17 protein-coding genes are annotated in these 18662 nt (G+C 36.6%); 14 read left to right on the plus strand and 3 right to left on the minus strand.

Annotation, left to right across the window (positions count from 1 at the left end):
- The first annotated feature begins 458 nt into the window (after positions 1-458).
- From V7183_RS05230 to V7183_RS05255, 6 genes are all read left to right on the plus strand, one after another.
- Positions 459-1055: a TerD family protein gene (locus V7183_RS05230; protein ID WP_097898713.1), complete on the plus strand. Its 597-nt coding sequence runs from the start codon at positions 459-461 to the stop codon at positions 1053-1055.
- 23 nt (positions 1056-1078) lie between these two features.
- A complete protein-coding gene (locus V7183_RS05235) occupies positions 1079-1663 on the plus strand; it encodes a TerD family protein (protein ID WP_097898714.1) in 585 nt (194 codons plus the stop codon).
- 72 nt (positions 1664-1735) lie between these two features.
- The gene (locus V7183_RS05240; protein WP_335358914.1) at positions 1736-2314 is read left to right on the plus strand and encodes a TerD family protein; all 579 of its coding nucleotides are present in this window, start codon (positions 1736-1738) and stop codon (positions 2312-2314) included.
- Between the two features lie 73 nt (positions 2315-2387).
- Complete coding sequence (locus V7183_RS05245; RefSeq protein ID WP_335358915.1) at positions 2388-3176, plus strand: TerC family protein; 789 nt, start codon at positions 2388-2390, stop codon at positions 3174-3176.
- Between the two features lie 117 nt (positions 3177-3293).
- Positions 3294-4925 carry a YceG family protein gene (locus tag V7183_RS05250; RefSeq protein WP_097898717.1) on the plus strand — a complete coding sequence of 544 codons (1632 nt, stop codon included), beginning with the start codon at positions 3294-3296 and terminating at the stop codon, positions 4923-4925.
- Between the two features lie 18 nt (positions 4926-4943).
- On the plus strand, positions 4944-6026 hold the full coding sequence (locus tag V7183_RS05255) for a toxic anion resistance protein (protein ID WP_097898718.1): 1083 nt from the start codon (positions 4944-4946) through the stop codon (positions 6024-6026).
- A 36-nt stretch (positions 6027-6062) separates the two neighbouring features.
- Here the strand turns inward: V7183_RS05255 and V7183_RS05260 are convergent, their stop codons facing one another.
- Positions 6063-8729: a cation-translocating P-type ATPase gene (locus V7183_RS05260; protein WP_335358916.1), complete on the minus strand. Its 2667-nt coding sequence runs from the start codon at positions 8727-8729 to the stop codon at positions 6063-6065.
- Positions 8730-8918: 189 nt separating this feature from the next.
- Positions 8919-9143, minus strand: coding sequence for a DUF1128 domain-containing protein (locus V7183_RS05265; RefSeq protein WP_097898720.1), 225 nt, complete (start codon positions 9141-9143; stop codon positions 8919-8921).
- 171 nt (positions 9144-9314) lie between these two features.
- Between V7183_RS05265 and V7183_RS05270 the strand changes: the two genes are divergently transcribed.
- The 3 genes from V7183_RS05270 to V7183_RS05280 are packed head-to-tail and all read left to right on the plus strand — an operon-like array spanning position 9315 to position 11212.
- Positions 9315-9779: a low molecular weight protein-tyrosine-phosphatase gene (locus tag V7183_RS05270; RefSeq protein WP_097898721.1), complete on the plus strand. Its 465-nt coding sequence runs from the start codon at positions 9315-9317 to the stop codon at positions 9777-9779.
- 53 nt (positions 9780-9832) lie between these two features.
- Positions 9833-10336, plus strand: coding sequence for a DUF4075 domain-containing protein (locus tag V7183_RS05275; protein ID WP_097898722.1), 504 nt, complete (start codon positions 9833-9835; stop codon positions 10334-10336).
- Positions 10337-10342: 6 nt separating this feature from the next.
- Complete coding sequence (locus V7183_RS05280) at positions 10343-11212, plus strand: YihY/virulence factor BrkB family protein (protein WP_335358917.1); 870 nt, start codon at positions 10343-10345, stop codon at positions 11210-11212.
- 182 nt (positions 11213-11394) lie between these two features.
- On the opposite strand, the gene V7183_RS05285 is transcribed toward V7183_RS05280, so the two are convergent.
- Positions 11395-13320, minus strand: a complete 1926-nt coding sequence (locus V7183_RS05285) for a heavy metal translocating P-type ATPase (protein ID WP_335358918.1) — start codon at positions 13318-13320, stop codon at positions 11395-11397.
- Positions 13321-13591: 271 nt separating this feature from the next.
- On the opposite strand from V7183_RS05285, the gene V7183_RS05290 reads away from it, so the two are divergent.
- The 5 genes from V7183_RS05290 to V7183_RS05310 all read left to right on the plus strand — a co-directional run bounded on the left by V7183_RS05290 (position 13592) and on the right by V7183_RS05310 (position 18635).
- Positions 13592-14542, plus strand: coding sequence for a DMT family transporter (locus V7183_RS05290; protein ID WP_335358919.1), 951 nt, complete (start codon positions 13592-13594; stop codon positions 14540-14542).
- 377 nt (positions 14543-14919) lie between these two features.
- Complete coding sequence (gene cymR / locus V7183_RS05295) at positions 14920-15336, plus strand: cysteine metabolism transcriptional regulator CymR (RefSeq protein WP_097897023.1); 417 nt, start codon at positions 14920-14922, stop codon at positions 15334-15336.
- Between the two features lie 35 nt (positions 15337-15371).
- Positions 15372-16517: a cysteine desulfurase family protein gene (locus V7183_RS05300; RefSeq protein WP_335358920.1), complete on the plus strand. Its 1146-nt coding sequence runs from the start codon at positions 15372-15374 to the stop codon at positions 16515-16517.
- A 16-nt stretch (positions 16518-16533) separates the two neighbouring features.
- Positions 16534-17649, plus strand: coding sequence for a tRNA 2-thiouridine(34) synthase MnmA (gene mnmA / locus V7183_RS05305; RefSeq protein ID WP_097897021.1), 1116 nt, complete (start codon positions 16534-16536; stop codon positions 17647-17649).
- A 326-nt stretch (positions 17650-17975) separates the two neighbouring features.
- Complete coding sequence (locus V7183_RS05310) at positions 17976-18635, plus strand: tetratricopeptide repeat protein (protein ID WP_097897020.1); 660 nt, start codon at positions 17976-17978, stop codon at positions 18633-18635.
- Positions 18636-18662 lie beyond the last annotated feature (27 nt).

Here is an 18662-nt window from a genome sequence, read left to right on the forward strand (position 1 = left end):
GAATAGATGCTCTCTCCCATCTAAAAAGAGAGGTTTTATGTCGGTTTTTTAATTGATGTATAAGAGATAAAGGTCCAGTTATATTTTATCCCGCTATTCGCGGGCAGTAATACTCCCACCTCAAAATTCGGTGAAAGCAAAGAAGTTAGGTGGGAGATAAACTGTCCGTAAAAGCCCGATTGGTTCAACTAATAATCAGTGGGGGATGAAGAAAACCCCCCACTGATTAAAGTTTCACTTTATGATAATTGTGAGATTCAACTTGCGAAAAATCGTAATCATGCCGGAATGATAGGGGTAATTTCCCACTTCTTACATCCTTATGAATAAATGGTGCGAATGTTTTCATATAATTAGAAATTTATTCTTTTTTTCAATCGACAAATAATGCTACAATAGAATAGAAGAATACAATATTTTCCCATTAGGAAAATACATTGTAGAAAGGAAGAAACTTCATGCCTATTATTTTAGAAAAAGGACAGAAGATTGATTTAACAAAGGGACAACCAGGAGTAGCAAAATTACAGGTTGGCTTAGGATGGGACCCAATGGGGCAATCAGGTGGATTTCTATCTTCGTTATTTGGAAGTAAACCGAACATTGATTGTGATGCATCCGTGATTATGCTAGAAAATGACCGTTTTGTAAATAAGAATGATCTTGTCTATTTTGGAAATAAGCTTTCTACTTGTGGAAGCATTATTCATTCAGGTGATAATTTAACAGGTGAAGGAGAAGGCGATGACGAAACAATTTTCGTAGAATTGCATAAAGTTCCAAGCCGTATTAATCGTTTAGTATTTGTTGTAAATATTTATGATTGCGTGAATCGTCGTCAAGATTTTGGGATGATTCGCAATGCGTATATTCGTATTCAAAATCCGCAAACACGTGAAGAATTAGCACGTTATAATTTATCGGAAAATTACGGAGGGAAAACAACGTTAATCGCAGGTGAGATGTATCGTCACGGAAGCGAATGGGAGTTTTCTGCAGTTGGTGAAGGAACACAAGATAAGAATTTAAGTGAGATTGTATCACGTTATCAGTAATACAATTTGAGGAGGAATCATATATGGCATCTATTTCATTAAAAAAAGGACAGAAGGTAGATTTAACAAAAACGAATCCAGGTCTTTCTAAAGTTCTTGTAGGACTTGGTTGGGACACAAATCGTTATGATGGACAACATGATTTTGATTTAGATGTTAGCATCTTCTTAGTAGGTGCGAATGGTAAAGTATCAGGACCAGAAGATTTTGTTTTCTATAATAATCCAAAGGGTGCAAATGGTTCTGTGGAACATTTAGGAGATAATCGTACAGGTGAAGGAGAAGGCGATGATGAGGCAATTAAAGTAGACTTAAAAAATGTTCCTTCACACATCGAGCGTATTTGCTTTACCATTACAATTTATGATGGTGAAGGCCGTAGCCAAAACTTTGGACAAGTATCCAACTCTTTCGTACGTATTTTAGATGAGGAAAAAAATGCAGAATTAATTCGCTACGATTTAGGAGAAGATTTCTCTATTGAAACAGCAGTAGTAGTAGGTGAATTATATCGTCATGCTGGCGATTGGAAGTTTAATGCAATTGGAAGTGGATTCCAAGGCGGATTAGGTGCTTTATGTAACAACTTCGGCTTAGATGTAGAGTAATAAATGCTAATGCCCATCAGTGAATCAGCAGTTTTATTGATGGACACATTTTTTAAGAAGAGGTGAATATAAATGGTTATTCAATTACAAAAAGGACAGAAAATTGATTTAGGTAAGACAAGCCCAGGTCTTACTAAAGCAGTAATTGGTCTTGGATGGGACATTAAGTCATATGATGGTGGATCTGACTATGATTTAGATGCCTCTGCCTTTTTATTAGATGCAAATGGAAAATGTACGAAAGAAACAGATTTCATTTTCTATAACAACTTACAATCTCCTTGCGGATCGGTTTTACATACAGGTGACAACCGTACAGGTGAAGGAGAAGGCGATGATGAACAACTTGTTGTAGACTTGAAGAAGGTTCCAGCAGATGTTCATAAAATCGCAATTACAGTTACAATTTATGATGCGGAAGGCCGCAATCAAAACTTTGGACAAGTTGCAAATGCATTTGTTCGCTTAGCAAATGAAGAGACAAATGAAGAAGTTCTACGTTTTGATTTAGGAGAAGATTTCTCCATTGAAACAGCAGTTGTCTTTTGTGAATTATACCGTCATAATGGACAATGGAAGTTTAATGCAGTAGGAAGTGGATTCCAAGGTGGATTAGGTGCGCTTGTAAGAGCGTATGGCTTGGATGCATAAGAAGGAAACGAACCTCGTTTCCTTCTTTTTGACCTTTCTATAAATCTAGCAAAGAATAGGAGATAATAGTAAGATGAGCGTTTTACAAGGAATCCTTGATACGTATGCCCAATTTTTTGATTTGGACATGTGGATTAAAGTATTACAAGATCCAGTATCTTGGGGATTAATTGGTACACTTGTTGTACTTGAAGGGTTATTATCTGCTGATAACGCACTTGTGTTAGCGGTAATGGTAAGACATCTTCCAGAAGAAAAACGTAAAAAGGCGTTATTTTATGGATTAATTGGTGCATATGCATTCCGATTTATTGCTATCGGAATCGGAATGTTCTTAATTAAATTATGGTGGGTTAAAGTACTGGGAGCGTTGTATCTTGCATGGCTTTCTATTAAATACTTCATTGATAAACGAAAAGGCGATAGTGAAGACGAGGAAGCTCATGGCATAAACCAAAACGGTCTTCTCGTTAGAATGTTTGGTGTGTTCTGGGGAACGGTTGTAATGGTTGAATTAATGGATATTGCGTTTTCTGTGGACAGTGTTCTTGCAGCCTTTGGTGTTTCCAATGAAGTTTGGATTCTACTATTAGGCGGAATGCTTGGAATCTTAATGATGCGTGGTATTGCAGGCGTATTTTTAAAATTACTAGAACGTGTTCCAGAGCTTGAAACGACAGCATATATTTTAATATTAATTATTGCAGCGAAAATGTTCTTGTCTGTATTCGGTATCGAAATGAGTCATACGGTGTTCTTTATTATTTTAGTTGTGGCATTTGGAGCAACATTTATTTTGCATTATATGCGACAAGGACAAGCCCGAGAAGAGATTGCAGCTACTAAGAAAGAAGATAAATAATTGAAATGGGTTTGCTCGTTATGCGAGCGCCCATTTTTTATAACTTAAAATAGTTTATAATAGAAAGATAAGATATTATTTCTTTAAAAAAGTAAATGTTTCTGGAGGTGAACTGTCGTGTTTTCGCGTTTTACACTTCATCCATATGCATTAAAAGAAGAAGCTGACTTAAAACAATTCGAAATGATTTTAGAAAAGCGCCCACAGTATGAATTAACAGAGAATGAGATGAAATTTAGCTATATAGCTTGTCGTATTCTTGGTGTTCCAAACGATGTAGACGAATATTTCAATGAACTATTTGATTATAGTGAAGCAAAAGGAATTCATGTACTACATGAACAAAATTTGAATAAGGTGATTGATTCTGAAAAACTTCGTCACATTCAAGAAATATTCACACTGCATCAAGAGGCACCAAATGGGCTTACTGTAAACAGACTTGTTGCACATTTATCGGGAAAACAATTGTTGCCGAAAGTAGATAATCCTGATTTACAACATTATATACATACAACATTTATCGCTGTATTGAAATTGTATGAGAAACAACATAATCAATCTTTAAAAACAGAAGGTTTTCGTCGTTTCTTAATTGACATAATTAAATTAAGCGAAAATTACGTAGCAAAATGGTTTTCTGCAATTAATTATAAGAAACAAATGCCGCGTATCGTTTGGTACGGTGATGCGAAAGAGAGTCAGATCTATTTCTTATATTTTCTTATTATGCTCGGATGTGACGTTCTCTACTATCATCCAGAAGGAAAAGATGGTTTTGAAAGCGTTGATGAAGAAGCTAAGACTTTTGTCGTTTCTCATCCAGGACGCGTTTCATTAGAGCCATTCCCTGATCGGCGTCGTGAGCGTGTTGCAACGGTAGCCTATCAAGCATCAAAGGAAATTGAACAAGTGCTTCATCATGATAATTCATTATTATACAAACCGTGGCAATTTCGTACGTACACGCCTGTAGCGCGTACGCTGAAGACAACATACGATGAACTCTTTATCATTACGAAAGAAAAAGCATTTATACGCCCGACATTCTTTGTGGAAAATAAACATATTTATATTCCATCTTTATTTGCAAAAGTATCTGGTGTTTCAAAAAATGATAAAGAATATTTCCAGCGTTTGAAGGCTGTCACATCATTCGATAACAGCTTATTACTTAATACATTTCCGTTTACAAAAGAACAAAAAGCAAACTTTCAATTTCATTATCGAGATGCATTAGACCGTGCTGGGAAACTGCATCCAGATCAAATTATGAATAGTCACTGGTGGCCGCATAAACGCTTACCTGAAGGTTTGCAGCATGGGATTGCAGAAGCTATCATTCATACGTGTGAAAGTGAACTGTGTAAACCAGTTGGAAAAGAAACAAAACAAGATGTAGCACTGTATGTTTTTGCGCAGCTTTCTCAAATTCCACCTCATATTTTAGAGTTACTTGAGAAGTTTGATTATTCGCAAGAAGTACCGAAAATTGTTATATTTAACAATGAAAAGAGTGGAGAATTAACGCGTTCTGATGCGGTCTTATTATTATTTTTAAATCAAATTGGAATTGATGTACTGCACTTCAATCCAACAGGAAGAAATGATATTGAACCGTATATTGAAGGAGCAGCATTCGATTCCCATTGGCTTGAGGAAGTGAACTTTGATCTTGAATTTCACGGTCCGTCAGCGTATAAAAATTTATCTCAAACAATAAAAGGGCTATTTCGTCCATTTTTATAAGGAAAGGGAGAATAATACATGAATAATCCAGTCGTACTAGATTCGAAAACAGAATTAAATGAGCAAACCGCACAAGATGTTCGGTTGCAGCTGAGACAAGATGCTGAAGTGCAACGCATTTATAATGGAGTGGATGTTAAAGATCAGTTAGAATTAATTGAGCTTGGAAAAGAACCATCCATGGAAATTTCTCGTTTTGCGGATCAAATTTTACATACAATGTCTTTATCTAAGATAGAGGATTCTGGTGAGTTGTTAAAGCAACTTGGCAAAATTATGGATAAATTTGATAGTAAAGACTTTGCGGAGGAGAAGAGCGGCTTTTTCTCTCGTATGTTTAAAAAAGCAGATAAAATGATTGAGCAAATCTTTAGTAAGTATCAAACAATGGGCCGTGAAATGGACAAAGTATACGTGGAAATTACGAAATATCAAGATGAGATGAAGAAATCAATTGGTACATTAGATGGCTTATATGAACAAAACTTAAAATATTATTTAGACTTAGAGAAATATGTAGTAGCAGGGGAAATGCTATTGGAGCGCTTGAACACAGAATTAGTTCCAATGTATGAAGAACGCGTACGTAATAACGATCAATTAGCGGGTATTGAGTTAGAGTCCCTTAAAAACTCTGTTGAAATTTTAGAGCAACGCATTGATGATCTAGAAAAAGCGCGTATGGTGGCACTATTAACAGCACCGCAAATCCGCATGATTCAACGCGGTAATAACAAATTAATTGGTAAAATTAATACAGCGTTTATTACAACGATTCCTATTTTTAAAAATGGAATTATTCAAGCTGTAAATGCGAAGCGTCAAAAGCTTGTTGCAGATTCAATGGCTGAACTTGATCGTCGTACGAATGAACTGCTTAAGAAAAATGCCCAAAATATTGCAACGCAAAGTGTAGAAGTAGCGAGATTATCTGGTTCTTCTAGTATTAAGATGGAGACACTTGAAGAAACATGGAATATTATTTCAAGGGGTATGCAAGAAACGCAGCAAATTGAAGAGCAAAACAAACGTGAACGTGAAGAAAGCCGTAAGCGTATGGCAGAATTAACAGAGAATATTAAAAAAGAATTGCAAGGATAATATGAAAAGGCAATGAGAAAACTCACTCATTGCCTTTTAATGTTTCTTAAATAGTTTTATGACTTCATTTACAATAAGTGGAATGATGCTTAATAATAGAACGAACCCCCAATCTTTTATTGTTAAAGCATGTACTCCAAATATATTTGCAAGCGGTGCTATAGAGATAATACACACCTGCATAAGAACGCCGATAAGAAGAGAAAAAACTAAGTATTTATTTGTAAATACCCCAATTGAAAAAATTGATTTCGTACTTGATCGTAAGTTAAACGAATGAACGAGCTGTGAAAAACTAAGTACGACAAATGCCATTGTTTGAGCATGTAATAAAGCATCCTCATCAATTTGAGATGGGAAGAGCGGAAAGAGATTTGTATCTCCGGTATAGAGCTTTGCCCCAACAATAAAAGCAATTAAAGTAATGAGTCCAATGACAATTCCGTTTAGAATCAGAAAAGGAACACTACCACTGAATAAACTCTCTTTTGCATGACGCGGTTTGTCTTTCATAACGTCTGGGTCTTCTGGATCAACACCAAGTGACAATGCTGGGAGCGTATCTGTGATTAAATTTACCCATAAAATATGAATAGGGCGTAGTGGTGTAGCCCAGCCGAGTAAAATAGCTAAAAATAGTGTAATAATTTCTCCAAAGTTACAGGACAGTAGGAAAAGGATTGCCTTTTTAATGTTACGATAAATGTTTCTTCCTTCCTCAACCGCTTTGACAATAGACGAGAAGTTATCGTCTGTTAAAACCATATCAGCTGCACCTTTAGCTACATCTGTTCCCGTAATTCCCATTGCGACTCCAATGTCCGCTTGTTTTAAAGATGGGGCATCATTTACACCATCTCCAGTCATCGAGACGATATTTCCTTTTGCACGCAATGCTTTGACAATTTTCACCTTGTGTTCTGGGGAAACACGAGCAAAGACATTTAAATGATTGATTTCATTTTCTAGTTTTTCATCTGAAATATGGTCCAAATCTATACCAATCATGACTTCAGATTCTTTCTCAGCAATGCCAAGTTCCCTAGCGATAGCGAATGCAGTATCTTTATGGTCTCCTGTAATCATGACGGTGCGAATACCAGCCTTTTTACACGCTGTAATAGATGCTTTTAGCTCTGTTCGCGGTGGGTCAATCATACCGACAAGTCCAATGAATGTAAGGTTCTCTTCTACGTGATCGATACGAATATTTTGTGTGTCATATTGTTTGAAAGCAAATGAAAGCACTCGTAAAGCGTCCTGTGACATTGATTGAGCAGCGTCTAATATTTGTTTTTTATCTAATTCTGTTAAAACCTCAGTTGTACCATTTATAAAGATATGAGTACAACGAGGCAAGAGCTTATCAATTGCGCCTTTGGTCATGCTATAGTAGCCTTGATTGTATGTATGTAATGTTGACATCATTTTTCGATCCGAATCAAATGGCAATTCATTTAGTCGTTTATGTTTATCTTCTAAAGCATCTTTTTGAATATTGAAGGCGCCTCCAGCGATAAGGAGTGCAATTTCTGTTGGATCACCAGTTTGTGATTCAGCACTGTAGGATGCATCATTACATAAAATCATATTTTCTAATAGTAAGCGCTGGGCATCATTATTTATATTTAAATTATCTAATTTATCGTATATACGATCGCTGTAGAAATGAGTAACTGTCATTTTATTTTGGGTTAAAGTACCTGTTTTATCTGAACAAATAATTGTGACAGAACCGAGAGCTTCGACAGCTGGGAGTTTCCGAATGATAACATTTTGTTTAATCATACGCTGCACGCCAATGGCGAGAACAATGGAAACAATAGCTGGTAATCCTTCGGGGATTGCTGCAACGGCTAAGCTGATAGCAGTCATGAACATTTCTAATGTGTCTCGACCTTGGAAAAATCCAATGAGGAACATAATGATACAAATGGTTACAGCTACAAACCCTAAATATTTTCCCACTTGTGCTAAGCTTTTTTGAAGCGGGGTTGTATCATCGTCAGCTTCATGTAAAAGAGTAGCGATTTTCCCAATTTGTGATTTCATCCCTGTCTCAACAGCGACTCCGACCCCACGGCCATATGTTACAAGTGTCGACATAAAGGCCATATTTTTTTGATCACCGAGTGGTACTTGTTCATTATTTTGCATGGATGAATGGTAAAGTGCATCCTTATCCACAGGAACGGACTCACCTGTTAAAGCCGACTCTTCAATTTTTAAATTTGCTGTTTCGATAAGTCGCAAGTCACATGGGATATAACGGCCGGCATCAAGTATAATAATATCACCTGGGACGACGTGTTCTGATGGAATTTCTTTTAGTTCACCATCACGTTTTACAATTGCTTTTGGTGTTGCCATCTTTTTTAATGCTTCTAGCGCTTGTTCTGCTTTTGATTCTTGAATCACACCAATTACAGCATTTAAAATAACGACAAGAGCGATAATGCTCGCATCGGCCCATTCACCTACAAAGGCAGAAATAAGAGCAGCGATCACAAGGACGTAGACAAGAACATCATTGATTTGAGCAAAAATACGTTGCCATAAGGTCCGTTTTTGCTTCGTAACCAATTCATTCTGTCCATATTGGTTTAACCGATTACGTACCATTTCATCTGTTAAACCATGTTGTTCATTTGTTTTGAGTTCAAGTAGTATTTGATCTTTCGTCTTACTGTACCAATTGCTCAATATAAGCACCCCCAGTAAAAACAGTTAGCAATGGTAGTGTGGCAATTTTTTACGTGTAGTATGTATGGAGAAATAATCTGGGATGAGGTTCTATTTTTATTGTACAGTATTTAAAAGCAGGATAAAGCGAAGGGGCGAGTTGTCATAAATTTGTTGGAATTGAAAAAAGCCCCATTTAGAGGCTTTCTGTTACTTTTTAATTAATGTACCTAATTCTTCTGTAATAGCTTGCATTTCACTAATGCTGAATGTTTCACGTTTCATGACATGGTCATAAATGTCTCTTAAATCTTCATACATTTCCTGGTTAAAGCTAGCAGCTCTCATTGCACCTGCATTTACCATACGTAATTTTTCTTTAATAGCTTCTACCATATATTCAACATTTTCTTGCGATTTTACGGATAAATCCACCGAAGTGTCCCCCTTTAAAATAACATAAGGCTATCTTAACATTTTTTATCATTTTCGTTAATGAAACTTTTCAACCTTATTAAATTAGTAGGGATTTCCTTTATAATTAATAATTGGTTGTTTATACTATATGTATATATAAGAAATGCAGCAAGAAGGGAAGAAACAAATATGGTTCAAGTATTATTTGTTTGCCTTGGGAACATTTGCCGCTCTCCTATGGCAGAAGCAATTTTTCGAGACCTTGTTATACAAGAGCGACTAGAAGATAAGATCCAAATTGACTCTGCTGGAACAGGAGATTGGCATATTGGCCATCCACCTCATGAAGGAACACAAAAAATTTTAAAAGAAAATGAAGTCTCTTTTGAAGGAATTAAAGCACGTCAAGTAGAAAAAGAAGACTTAACAAAGTTTGATTATATTATTGCCATGGACAACAAGAATATAGCAGATTTAAAAAGCTTAGGTAAAGCAGGAGGCTATATTGGTAAACTGTCCGATTTTGTTCCAGACGGTGGCTGGGCAGATGTTCCTGATCCGTATTTTACAGGGAATTTTCAAGAAGTCTATGACCTTGTAACAGAAGGGTGTGCAAAGCTGTTAGCGTTCATTCGAAATGAGCAAGGAATATGAGTAAGCTTAGAAAGAGATACTTTTTAACATAAGAAATGAAAGGGTGAAGGAATATGGCAAAAAAGAATAATATAGCTCGAAATATAGCGATTGGGGTAGCAGCAGGTGTAGCTGTTTCCATGCTTAAAAAGGAAAATCGTGAGAAAGTGAAAAATACGGCAGAAAAAGCAAAGTCAAAGATGATTGAAATTGGTGAAAATGCGAAGATAAAAGAAAAAATGCAAACTGTTACAGAGAAGGGACGCGAACTGGCAGATTTTAATGTAGTAAAGGCTAAAGTAGCGGAAATAAAGAAGCTAACGCCAGCTGTTGTTGGCACGTTAAAGGAAACAAAAGAAATGTTTAGTAAGAAAAAGGCTGAGCCAGAGACAATTGAAATTCAAGCTGTGTCTCCAAAAGCAGAAGAATTAAAAGCAGAAGAAGAACCGGTAGTAGCTGAAGATGGTGGTATGAAAGAAGCGCGTGAATTATTTATGAAGGAATCTAATACGGAAGAGAAAAAAACAGAAGCATACATTGAGTTAAAGCAAGATAAAGAAGAGAAGAAAAGCGTTTAGAAAAATATGAAAAAATTTCTAGAAAAAGCAAGGGGAAATCGTGTCTATTTGTTTGGGAAAGACCTATATGACCGAACGATGCGAGATGACGTAGCGGGCTTAGCAGCACAGCTCGCTTATTTCTTCTTGCTTGCTATTTTTCCTGGGCTTGTTTTTTTAATTACGCTTCTTGGTTTTATTCCCATTCATACAGAAGATGTGCTTGGTTTATTGGAGGCCTATGTGCCAGAAGATGCAATGAATTTAATTGAAGTGAATGTAGATAAAGTTGTAAATGAACAAAATGGTGGTTTATTATCATTTGGTTTATTATCGATGTTATGGTTTGCTTCAAACGGTGTAAATGCAATCATGAATGCTTTTAATCGTGCTTATGATGTAAAAGAGACACGTTCTTTTATTGTAACAAGGGCTTTGTCAATCGTGTTGACATTAGCAATCATTTTTATGATTGTCTTTGCATTAATTGTTCCTGTGTTTGGACAAGTAATTGGAGCAGCGATTTTTAAAGCGCTTGGTTTATCGGAGAGCTTTTCTTTTGTATGGAGCATTACACGATTAGTAGCTAGTTTCTTTGTGTTATTTGCTTTATTCAGCTTTCTATATACATTCACACCTGATCGAAAGTTAAAAAAAAGAGAAGTAGTATCAGGAGCATTATTTGCAACGATTGGATGGATTGTGGTATCGTACTCATTTGCTTTTTATGTAGATAAGTTTGCAAATTATGCCAATACATATGGTGGTCTTGGTGGTATTATCATTTTAATGTTGTGGTTCTATTTAACAGCCTGGGTCATTTTACTTGGCGGGGAAATTAATGGATTACTACATTTTTATCGAACAAGTGACAATAATTCCCGTGATGAAAAGTAATTTTCTGTTCCATAATAAAGAGGAACAGGGGGGATTTAAAATGAGTAATAACAAAAAAAATCACAATAATAAAAACCAAGGTAAAAAAAATAGTAGCTCACATCCAAAGCACAAAACGAGTAGCAGTGCGAATGGACATAATAGCTATCATTAAAAAAAACGGGTTCCCTCTGGGGACCCGTTTAGTTATCTCCTTTTAATAAACGTAAGCCGTTTAAAATAACAAGGATTGTGCTTCCTTCATGGCCGATAACACCAAATGGAAGAGCTAAAAATTGCAAGAAGTTCGAGCAAATAAGCATTGCAATTACTGCTAAAGAAAAGATAACGTTTTGTTTCACGATACGATTCATTCGCTTTGATAAGCGAATGGCTTGAGAAAGACGAGATAGTTCGTTTTTCATAAGAACAACATCTGCGGTTTCTAAAGCGACGTCTGTTCCTTCTCCCATGGCAACACCAATACTAGCTGTAGCGAGTGCAGGAGCATCGTTAATACCATCACCAACCATTGCGACTGTGCCATATTTTTCTTTTAATTGTTTTACTGTTTCAACTTTTGTTTCTGGCAGGCATGAAGCATAATATTCCTTTATGTTACTTTCAGCTGCAATTGCTTTTGCTGTTTCCTCATTATCACCAGTAATCATGATGGCTTCAACACCAATTTTTTGTAAATCACGAATAGCGGCAATTGTTTCTTGGCGCAATGTATCTTTTAAAGCAATAAGGCCAAGAATACCTTTTTCATCACTAATATAGACAACTGTTTTTCCTTCTTGTTCGAGAGTATTAGCAATGCCGTTATAGAAAGTCTTTGTTTCTTCGCCGATAAAATCTGCTTTACCAATTTTATAAGCTGTATTCTCTAAAATTCCTTTTAAGCCAAATCCAGTGACATCTTCTACATTTTCTGGTTTGGCTAATGTAATGTCATATGCGTGTTTTGCATATTTCACAATTGATTCAGCTAAAGGATGCGTAGAATGACTTTCAATAGCTGCTGTAATATAAAGTACCTCTTTTTCTGTCATTCCTTCTCGCACATATACGTCTGTTACAGTAGGTTTCCCTTGTGTTAATGTACCTGTTTTATCAAAGGCAATCGCTTTTACAGAGGCAAGGCGTTCTAAATGAATGCCTCCCTTAAATAAAATACCGTTTCTTGCACCATTAGAGATAGCAGATAAAGTTGCTGGTGTAATTGCTGCAACGAGTGCACAAGGAGAAGCAACTACAAGTAAAATCATAGCGCGATAAAATGTTTCATTCCAGCTCCAGCCTAGTAGAAAGTGAGGTACAAACATCATAAGAGCAACAACAAGAAGTACCCCTTTTACGTATGTCCCTTCAAATTTTTCAATGAATAGTTGTGATGGTGACTTCTCACTTTGTGCATTTTGAACGAGACGAATGATCTTTTGGAACAATGTTTGATCACTTGGTTTTGTAATTTTAACTTCAATGGCACCTCGTAAGTTTACAGTTCCAGCGAATACTTCATCACCAAATTTTTTCTCATTTGGGATAGGCTCTCCTGTAATAGCTGCTTCATCAATATTTGTCTCACCACTATAAATGGTACCATCAGCAGGAACACGCTCACCTGGTTTGATTAAAATGATGTCATCAATTTGTAATTGACCTACTGAAATACGTTCTTCAGTTCCGTTTGAAATACGTAGTGCTTCCTCCGGTTGTAAATCAAGGAGTGCCGAAATTTCTTTTTGACTTTTACTTAATGTATAAGATTCCATCGCACCACTTAGTGCAAAGATAAAGATTAGGATAGCGCCTTCTGCCCAGTAGCCGATTATAGCAGCACCGATGGCAGCAAAGAGCATTAACATTTCAACATTTAATTCTTTTTCTTCGATTGTATCTGCAATACCTTCTTTTGCTTTTGCATATCCTCCAACGATATACGCGAGGATATAAAAAGTAATTCCAGCAGTAGCTGCTTCGTTTTTGGTTAGTAACCAACCGGCTAAAATGAAAACACCAGATAAGATGGCAAAGATAAGTTCATGGTGCTTTTTAAATGCTTGAACCCAAGATGGGGTAGATACCTTCTGTTTTGATGGTAAAGTTTTTACTTCTCCGTTCATTGTGACTCGCTCCTTCCAATTTTTTATTGAGAAAAAGAATCAAAATCGAAATCCCTATAAAACGACGAAAGCTGCCATCCATACGGATAGCAGCATTTCGATTGAAATTAATTTTATTATTTATTATTTTGGATTTCTCCTACATCATATCATATGTTTTTACTTGATGATATGTTTTTGTTTATATGATAAAGTGAAAAACTTGTGTTTTGCCGTTTCCTTTGGTATATATGAATATTGTTCATAAAAAGATCGGGAAGGAAGACAGCAAGTGAAGACAGAGAAATTTTTTACTCATCCGATTGGCGTGTTTATTGCGGCATTGGCAGCAACATTTTTATGGGGAAGCGCATTTCCTTTCATTAAATTAAGCTACGCTGAACTTGGAATTCAGCCACATGAAGTTGGTGAGCAAATATTATTTGCTGGTTATCGCTTTTTCTTATCAGGTGTGATGCTTTTATTCTTTTTTAGAGTACTAGGAAAAGATATGCATTTCAAAAAAGAAACTGCGAAGCAATTAGTACAAATAGGATTGTTCCAAACATTTCTACAATATGTATGCTTTTATATTGGTATGAGTTACAGCTCGGGTATTGAAGGGGCAATTATTTCAGGGACATCATCTTTCTTTCAAATTTTAATTGCTCATTTCTTGTATAAAGATGATGCATTAAACATAAGAAAAGTAATCGGAGTTTCCATCGGCTTTTGTGGCGTGATCTTGGTAAATGTACCAAGTGACGGGAGTTTGGCATTCCATTTTGGTATTGGTGAATTATTACTACTTGGTGCTGCTATGATGTATTCATACGGAAATATATTAGCTAAAGAAGGTAGTAAAACATTAGATGTAGGATACATGACAGCATATCAAATGATTTTTGGATCGGTTGGATTATTGTGTATTGGTATTTTTCAAGTTGGATTTATGCCATTTGTATTTAGTACGAAGGCGCTCTTTATGTTGATATATTTGTCTTTCTTATCGGCAGCGGGATTCTGCATATGGAATACAGTTATGAAATATAACAAAGTAGGAAAAGTATCGATGTATATGTTCTTTATACCAGTGTTTGGTGTGTTGTTATCAAGTATGATTTTAGGAGAAGCGATTCATTCGTTTGTTTTATTCGGCTTAGCGTGTGTTGCAGCTGGGATTATTGTAGTAAATCGTACACCAGCTGAACCGAAAACTGAACAAGAAAAACAAGTGGCATAGAGGAGAGGACCAGAATTGTTTTTCTTTTTTATTCGAAATGAAAACAGGAGAAAAGCTGCTATATCACGAAAAGAGATACAGTGAAACTTTTTCTGCTATTTGCGGATAGTAATACTCCCGCTTTTCTAAAGAAGTTAGGTAGGAGATAAATTACCGATAAAAGCCCGATTGGTAAGGGCTAATAGTCAGTGGGGATGAAGAAAACCCTCGCTGATTCAAGTTTTACTTTATGTTATCATTTTGAATACATAAGTTGAAATTTCTTATAATACTATATTATGCTATAATTTCATAGGATTTTGATTTTTAAATTATGTTTTCTTACGAATAAAGATGAAACCAATAGAAGTGAAATTCTGAAAAGAGGTGCGAAATAGATGAAAATTTCAACGAAGGGCCGCTACGGTTTAACAATTATGATTGATCTTGCAAAAAAGTTTGGCGAAGGCCCAATTTCATTAAAATCAATTGCACAGGCGCACGACTTATCTGAGCATTATTTAGAACAATTAATTTCTCCACTTCGTAACGCTCGTCTTGTAAAAAGTACGCGCGGTGCATATGGTGGTTATGTATTATCTGACCAACCAGCTAATATTACGGCTGGTGACGTAATTCGTGTATTAGAAGGCCCGATTAGCGTTGTGGAAATGCTAGAAGAGGAAGAACCAGCACAACGCCAATTATGGATGCGTGTTCGTGACGCAGTGCAAGAAGTATTAGATAGTACAACTTTAGAAGATTTAGTACGTTACGAGGAAGAAAATCATGGGGGTTACATGTTTTACATTTAATTCCTTGTGAAACGATTTGGAAAGAAGGAGATCTGATGGAACGCATTTACTTAGATCATGCTGCGACATCTAAGCTTCACCCAGAAGTAGTCGAAAAGATGATTCCGTATATGACAGAGACGTTTGGTAATCCGTCTAGTATTCATTTTTATGGACGTCAAGCGCGCCATGCTGTAGATGAGGCAAGACGCGTTTGTGCGCGCAGCATCAATGCAAATCCAAATGAAATTATTTTTACAAGCGGTGGCACAGAGGCTGATAATTTAGCACTTTTAGGTGTAGCTCGTGCAAATCGCCATAAAGGAAATCATATTATTACAACAAAGATTGAACATCATGCAATCTTGCATACATGTGAAGTGCTAGAGCGCGAAGGATTTGAAGTGACGTATTTACCTGTTGATAAAACGGGGCGTGTTCAAATTTCTGATGTGCAAGAGGCAGTAACAGATCAAACGATTCTTGTATCGGTTATGTTTGGGAATAATGAAGTGGGGACAGTTCAACCGATTGCGGAAATTGGAGAACTGTTAAAAGAACATCAAGCTTATTTCCATACGGATGCTGTACAAGCCTATGGTTTAACAGCAATTGATGTGAAAAAATTAGGCATTGATTTATTATCCATTTCAGCTCATAAAATTAATGGTCCAAAAGGTGTAGGATTTTTATATGCTAGCACAGGGGTGAAATTTGAACCTTTATTAACAGGCGGGGAGCAAGAGCGAAAACGCCGTGCAGGTACGGAAAATGTACCTAGTATTGTGGGACTTCAGCATGCTATTCTTCTTGTGGAAGAAACACGTGAGCAAAAAATTGCCCAATATGAAGAATTTAAAGATATAATGGTATCTGTCTTTAAAAAAGAAGACATTACTTTTGAGGTAAACGGAAACTTAGAGCATCGCTTACCACATGTATTTAATGTAAGTTTCACAGGAATGGATATTGAACCATTTCTTGTAAACTTAGACTTAGCAGGTATTGCAGTATCAAGTGGTTCTGCATGTACAGCTGGTTCTATTGATCCTTCACATGTATTAGTAGCGATGTTTGGAAAAGACTCCGATCAAATACGTTCATCCGTACGTTTTAGCTTTGGTCTTGGCAATACGAAAGAACAAGTGGAAAAAGTGGCGTACGAAACAGTGAAAATCGTGAAGCGATTAACACAAAACTAGCATGGGAGGTGACGTGATGAACAAACTACCTCACGAAACACGCGTTGTCATTGGGATGTCCGGTGGCGTCGATTCATCTGTAGCAGCTCTTTTATTAAAAGAGCAAGGTTATGATGTAATCGGGATTTTTATGAAAAATTGGGATGATACAGACGAGAATGGTGTCTGTACAGCAACAGAAGATTACAACGATGTAATCGAAGTGTGCAATCAAATTGGCATTCCATATTATGCAGTAAATTTTGAAAAACAATACTGGGATAAAGTATTTACGTACTTTTTAGATGAGTACCGAGCTGGTCGTACACCAAACCCAGATGTAATGTGTAACAAAGAAATTAAATTTAAAGCCTTTTTAGAGCATGCGATTGCGCTTGGTGCTGATTATGTAGCGACAGGTCATTATGCACGTGTTGCTTATATGGACGGCGAATATAAAATGCTTCGCGGCGTTGATGATAATAAGGATCAAACCTACTTCTTAAATCAATTAAGCCAAGAGCAACTATCAAAAACGATGTTCCCGTTAGGTGAATTAAAGAAACCGCAAATTCGTGAAATGGCGAAAGAAGCTGGTTTAGCGACAGCAACAAAAAAAGATAGTACAGGTATTTGCTTTATCGGTGAGCGTAACTTTAAAGATTTCTTAAGCAACTACTTGCCAGCTCAACCAGGTGTGATGCAAACATTATCTGGTGAAGTGAAAGGGAAACATGACGGTCTTATGTATTATACAATTGGACAACGTCATGGTCTTGGTATTGGTGGTAATGGTGATCCGTGGTTTGCTGTTGGGAAAAACTTGAAAGAAAACATTTTATATGTTGATCAAGGATTCCATAATGAGCTTCTATATGGTGATGAAGTCATTGCTACAAATGTAAGCTGGGTAAGCAACAGAGCTAAAGAAAAGGAATTTAAATGCACAGCGAAATTCCGTTATCGTCAAGAGGATAACAAAGTAACGGTTCAAATCGTTGATGAGAATACGATTCGTATTCTTTGTGACGAACCAATTCGCGCAATTACGCCAGGACAAGCAGTTGTCTTCTATGACGGAGATGAATGCTTAGGCGGCGCTACAATTGATGAAGTATATCGTAGTGGTAAGAAATTAGACTATTTAGGATAAAAATGAGAAGCCTCTGCCGATTAGCGGTTAGAGGTTTCTTTTTTATCCCGCTATTTGCGGGCAGTAATACTTCCACTTTAAAATTTAGTGAAAGCATTGTCCAACTCTAGTGGCTAGAATCTCCGGCCGTTTCTGAGCGAGTCGCTTCCGCTTTTTTAAAGAAGTGAGGTGTGAGATAAGCTGCACGTAAAAGCCCGATTGGTGAGGGCTAATAATCAGTGAGGGACGAAGACCCCCCACTGATTAAAGTTTCACTTTATAAACGCGAATTTTTGTTCGCTCGGAAAATAGATTCTTTGTTATAATTTGTTGTAGAGGTGAAGATCATGTCAAATAAACTTGAAGCAGGCATTCAATATATGCAAGAAGGAAACTGGGAAGAAGCAGCTAAAAATTTTACAGAGGCAATTGAAGAAAATCCGAAAGATGCGCTTGGATACATTAACTTTGCAAATTTATTAGATGTGTTAGGTGATAGCGAGCGTGCAATTTTATTTTATAAACGTGCATTAGAACTAGATGAAAAATCAGCTACTGCCTATTATGGGCTAGGAAACATATATTATGGACAAGAACAATTTGCAGAAGCAAAATTTGCGTTTGAGCAAGCAATGCAAGCTGGATTGCAATCAGCTGATGTGACATTTATGCTTGGTATTACACATGTACAGCTTGGAAATGATCGTCTTGCGTTGCCGTTTTTACAAAGGGCGACTGAATTAGATGAGATGGATGTAGAAGCGGTATTTCAGTGCGGATTATGCTTTGCACGACTAGAGCATATTCAAGAGGCAAAACCTTATTTTGAAAAGGTATTACAAATGGACGAAGAGCATGCGGATGCGTATTATAATTTAGGTGTTGCTTACGTGTTCGAAGAAAATAATGAGAAAGCACTTGCTTTATTTAAGAAGGCGACTGCCATTCAACCAGATCACTTTTTGGCAGGGAATGGCATTCGTTTATTGGAGCAAGAAGGCGAATAAAAATGATACTTTAACGTGCAGTTACCC

Origin of the sequence: Bacillus sp. JJ1127, assembly GCF_036965845.1 — a bacterium.
Taxonomy (GTDB): Bacteria; Bacillota; Bacilli; order Bacillales; family Bacillaceae_G; genus Bacillus_A.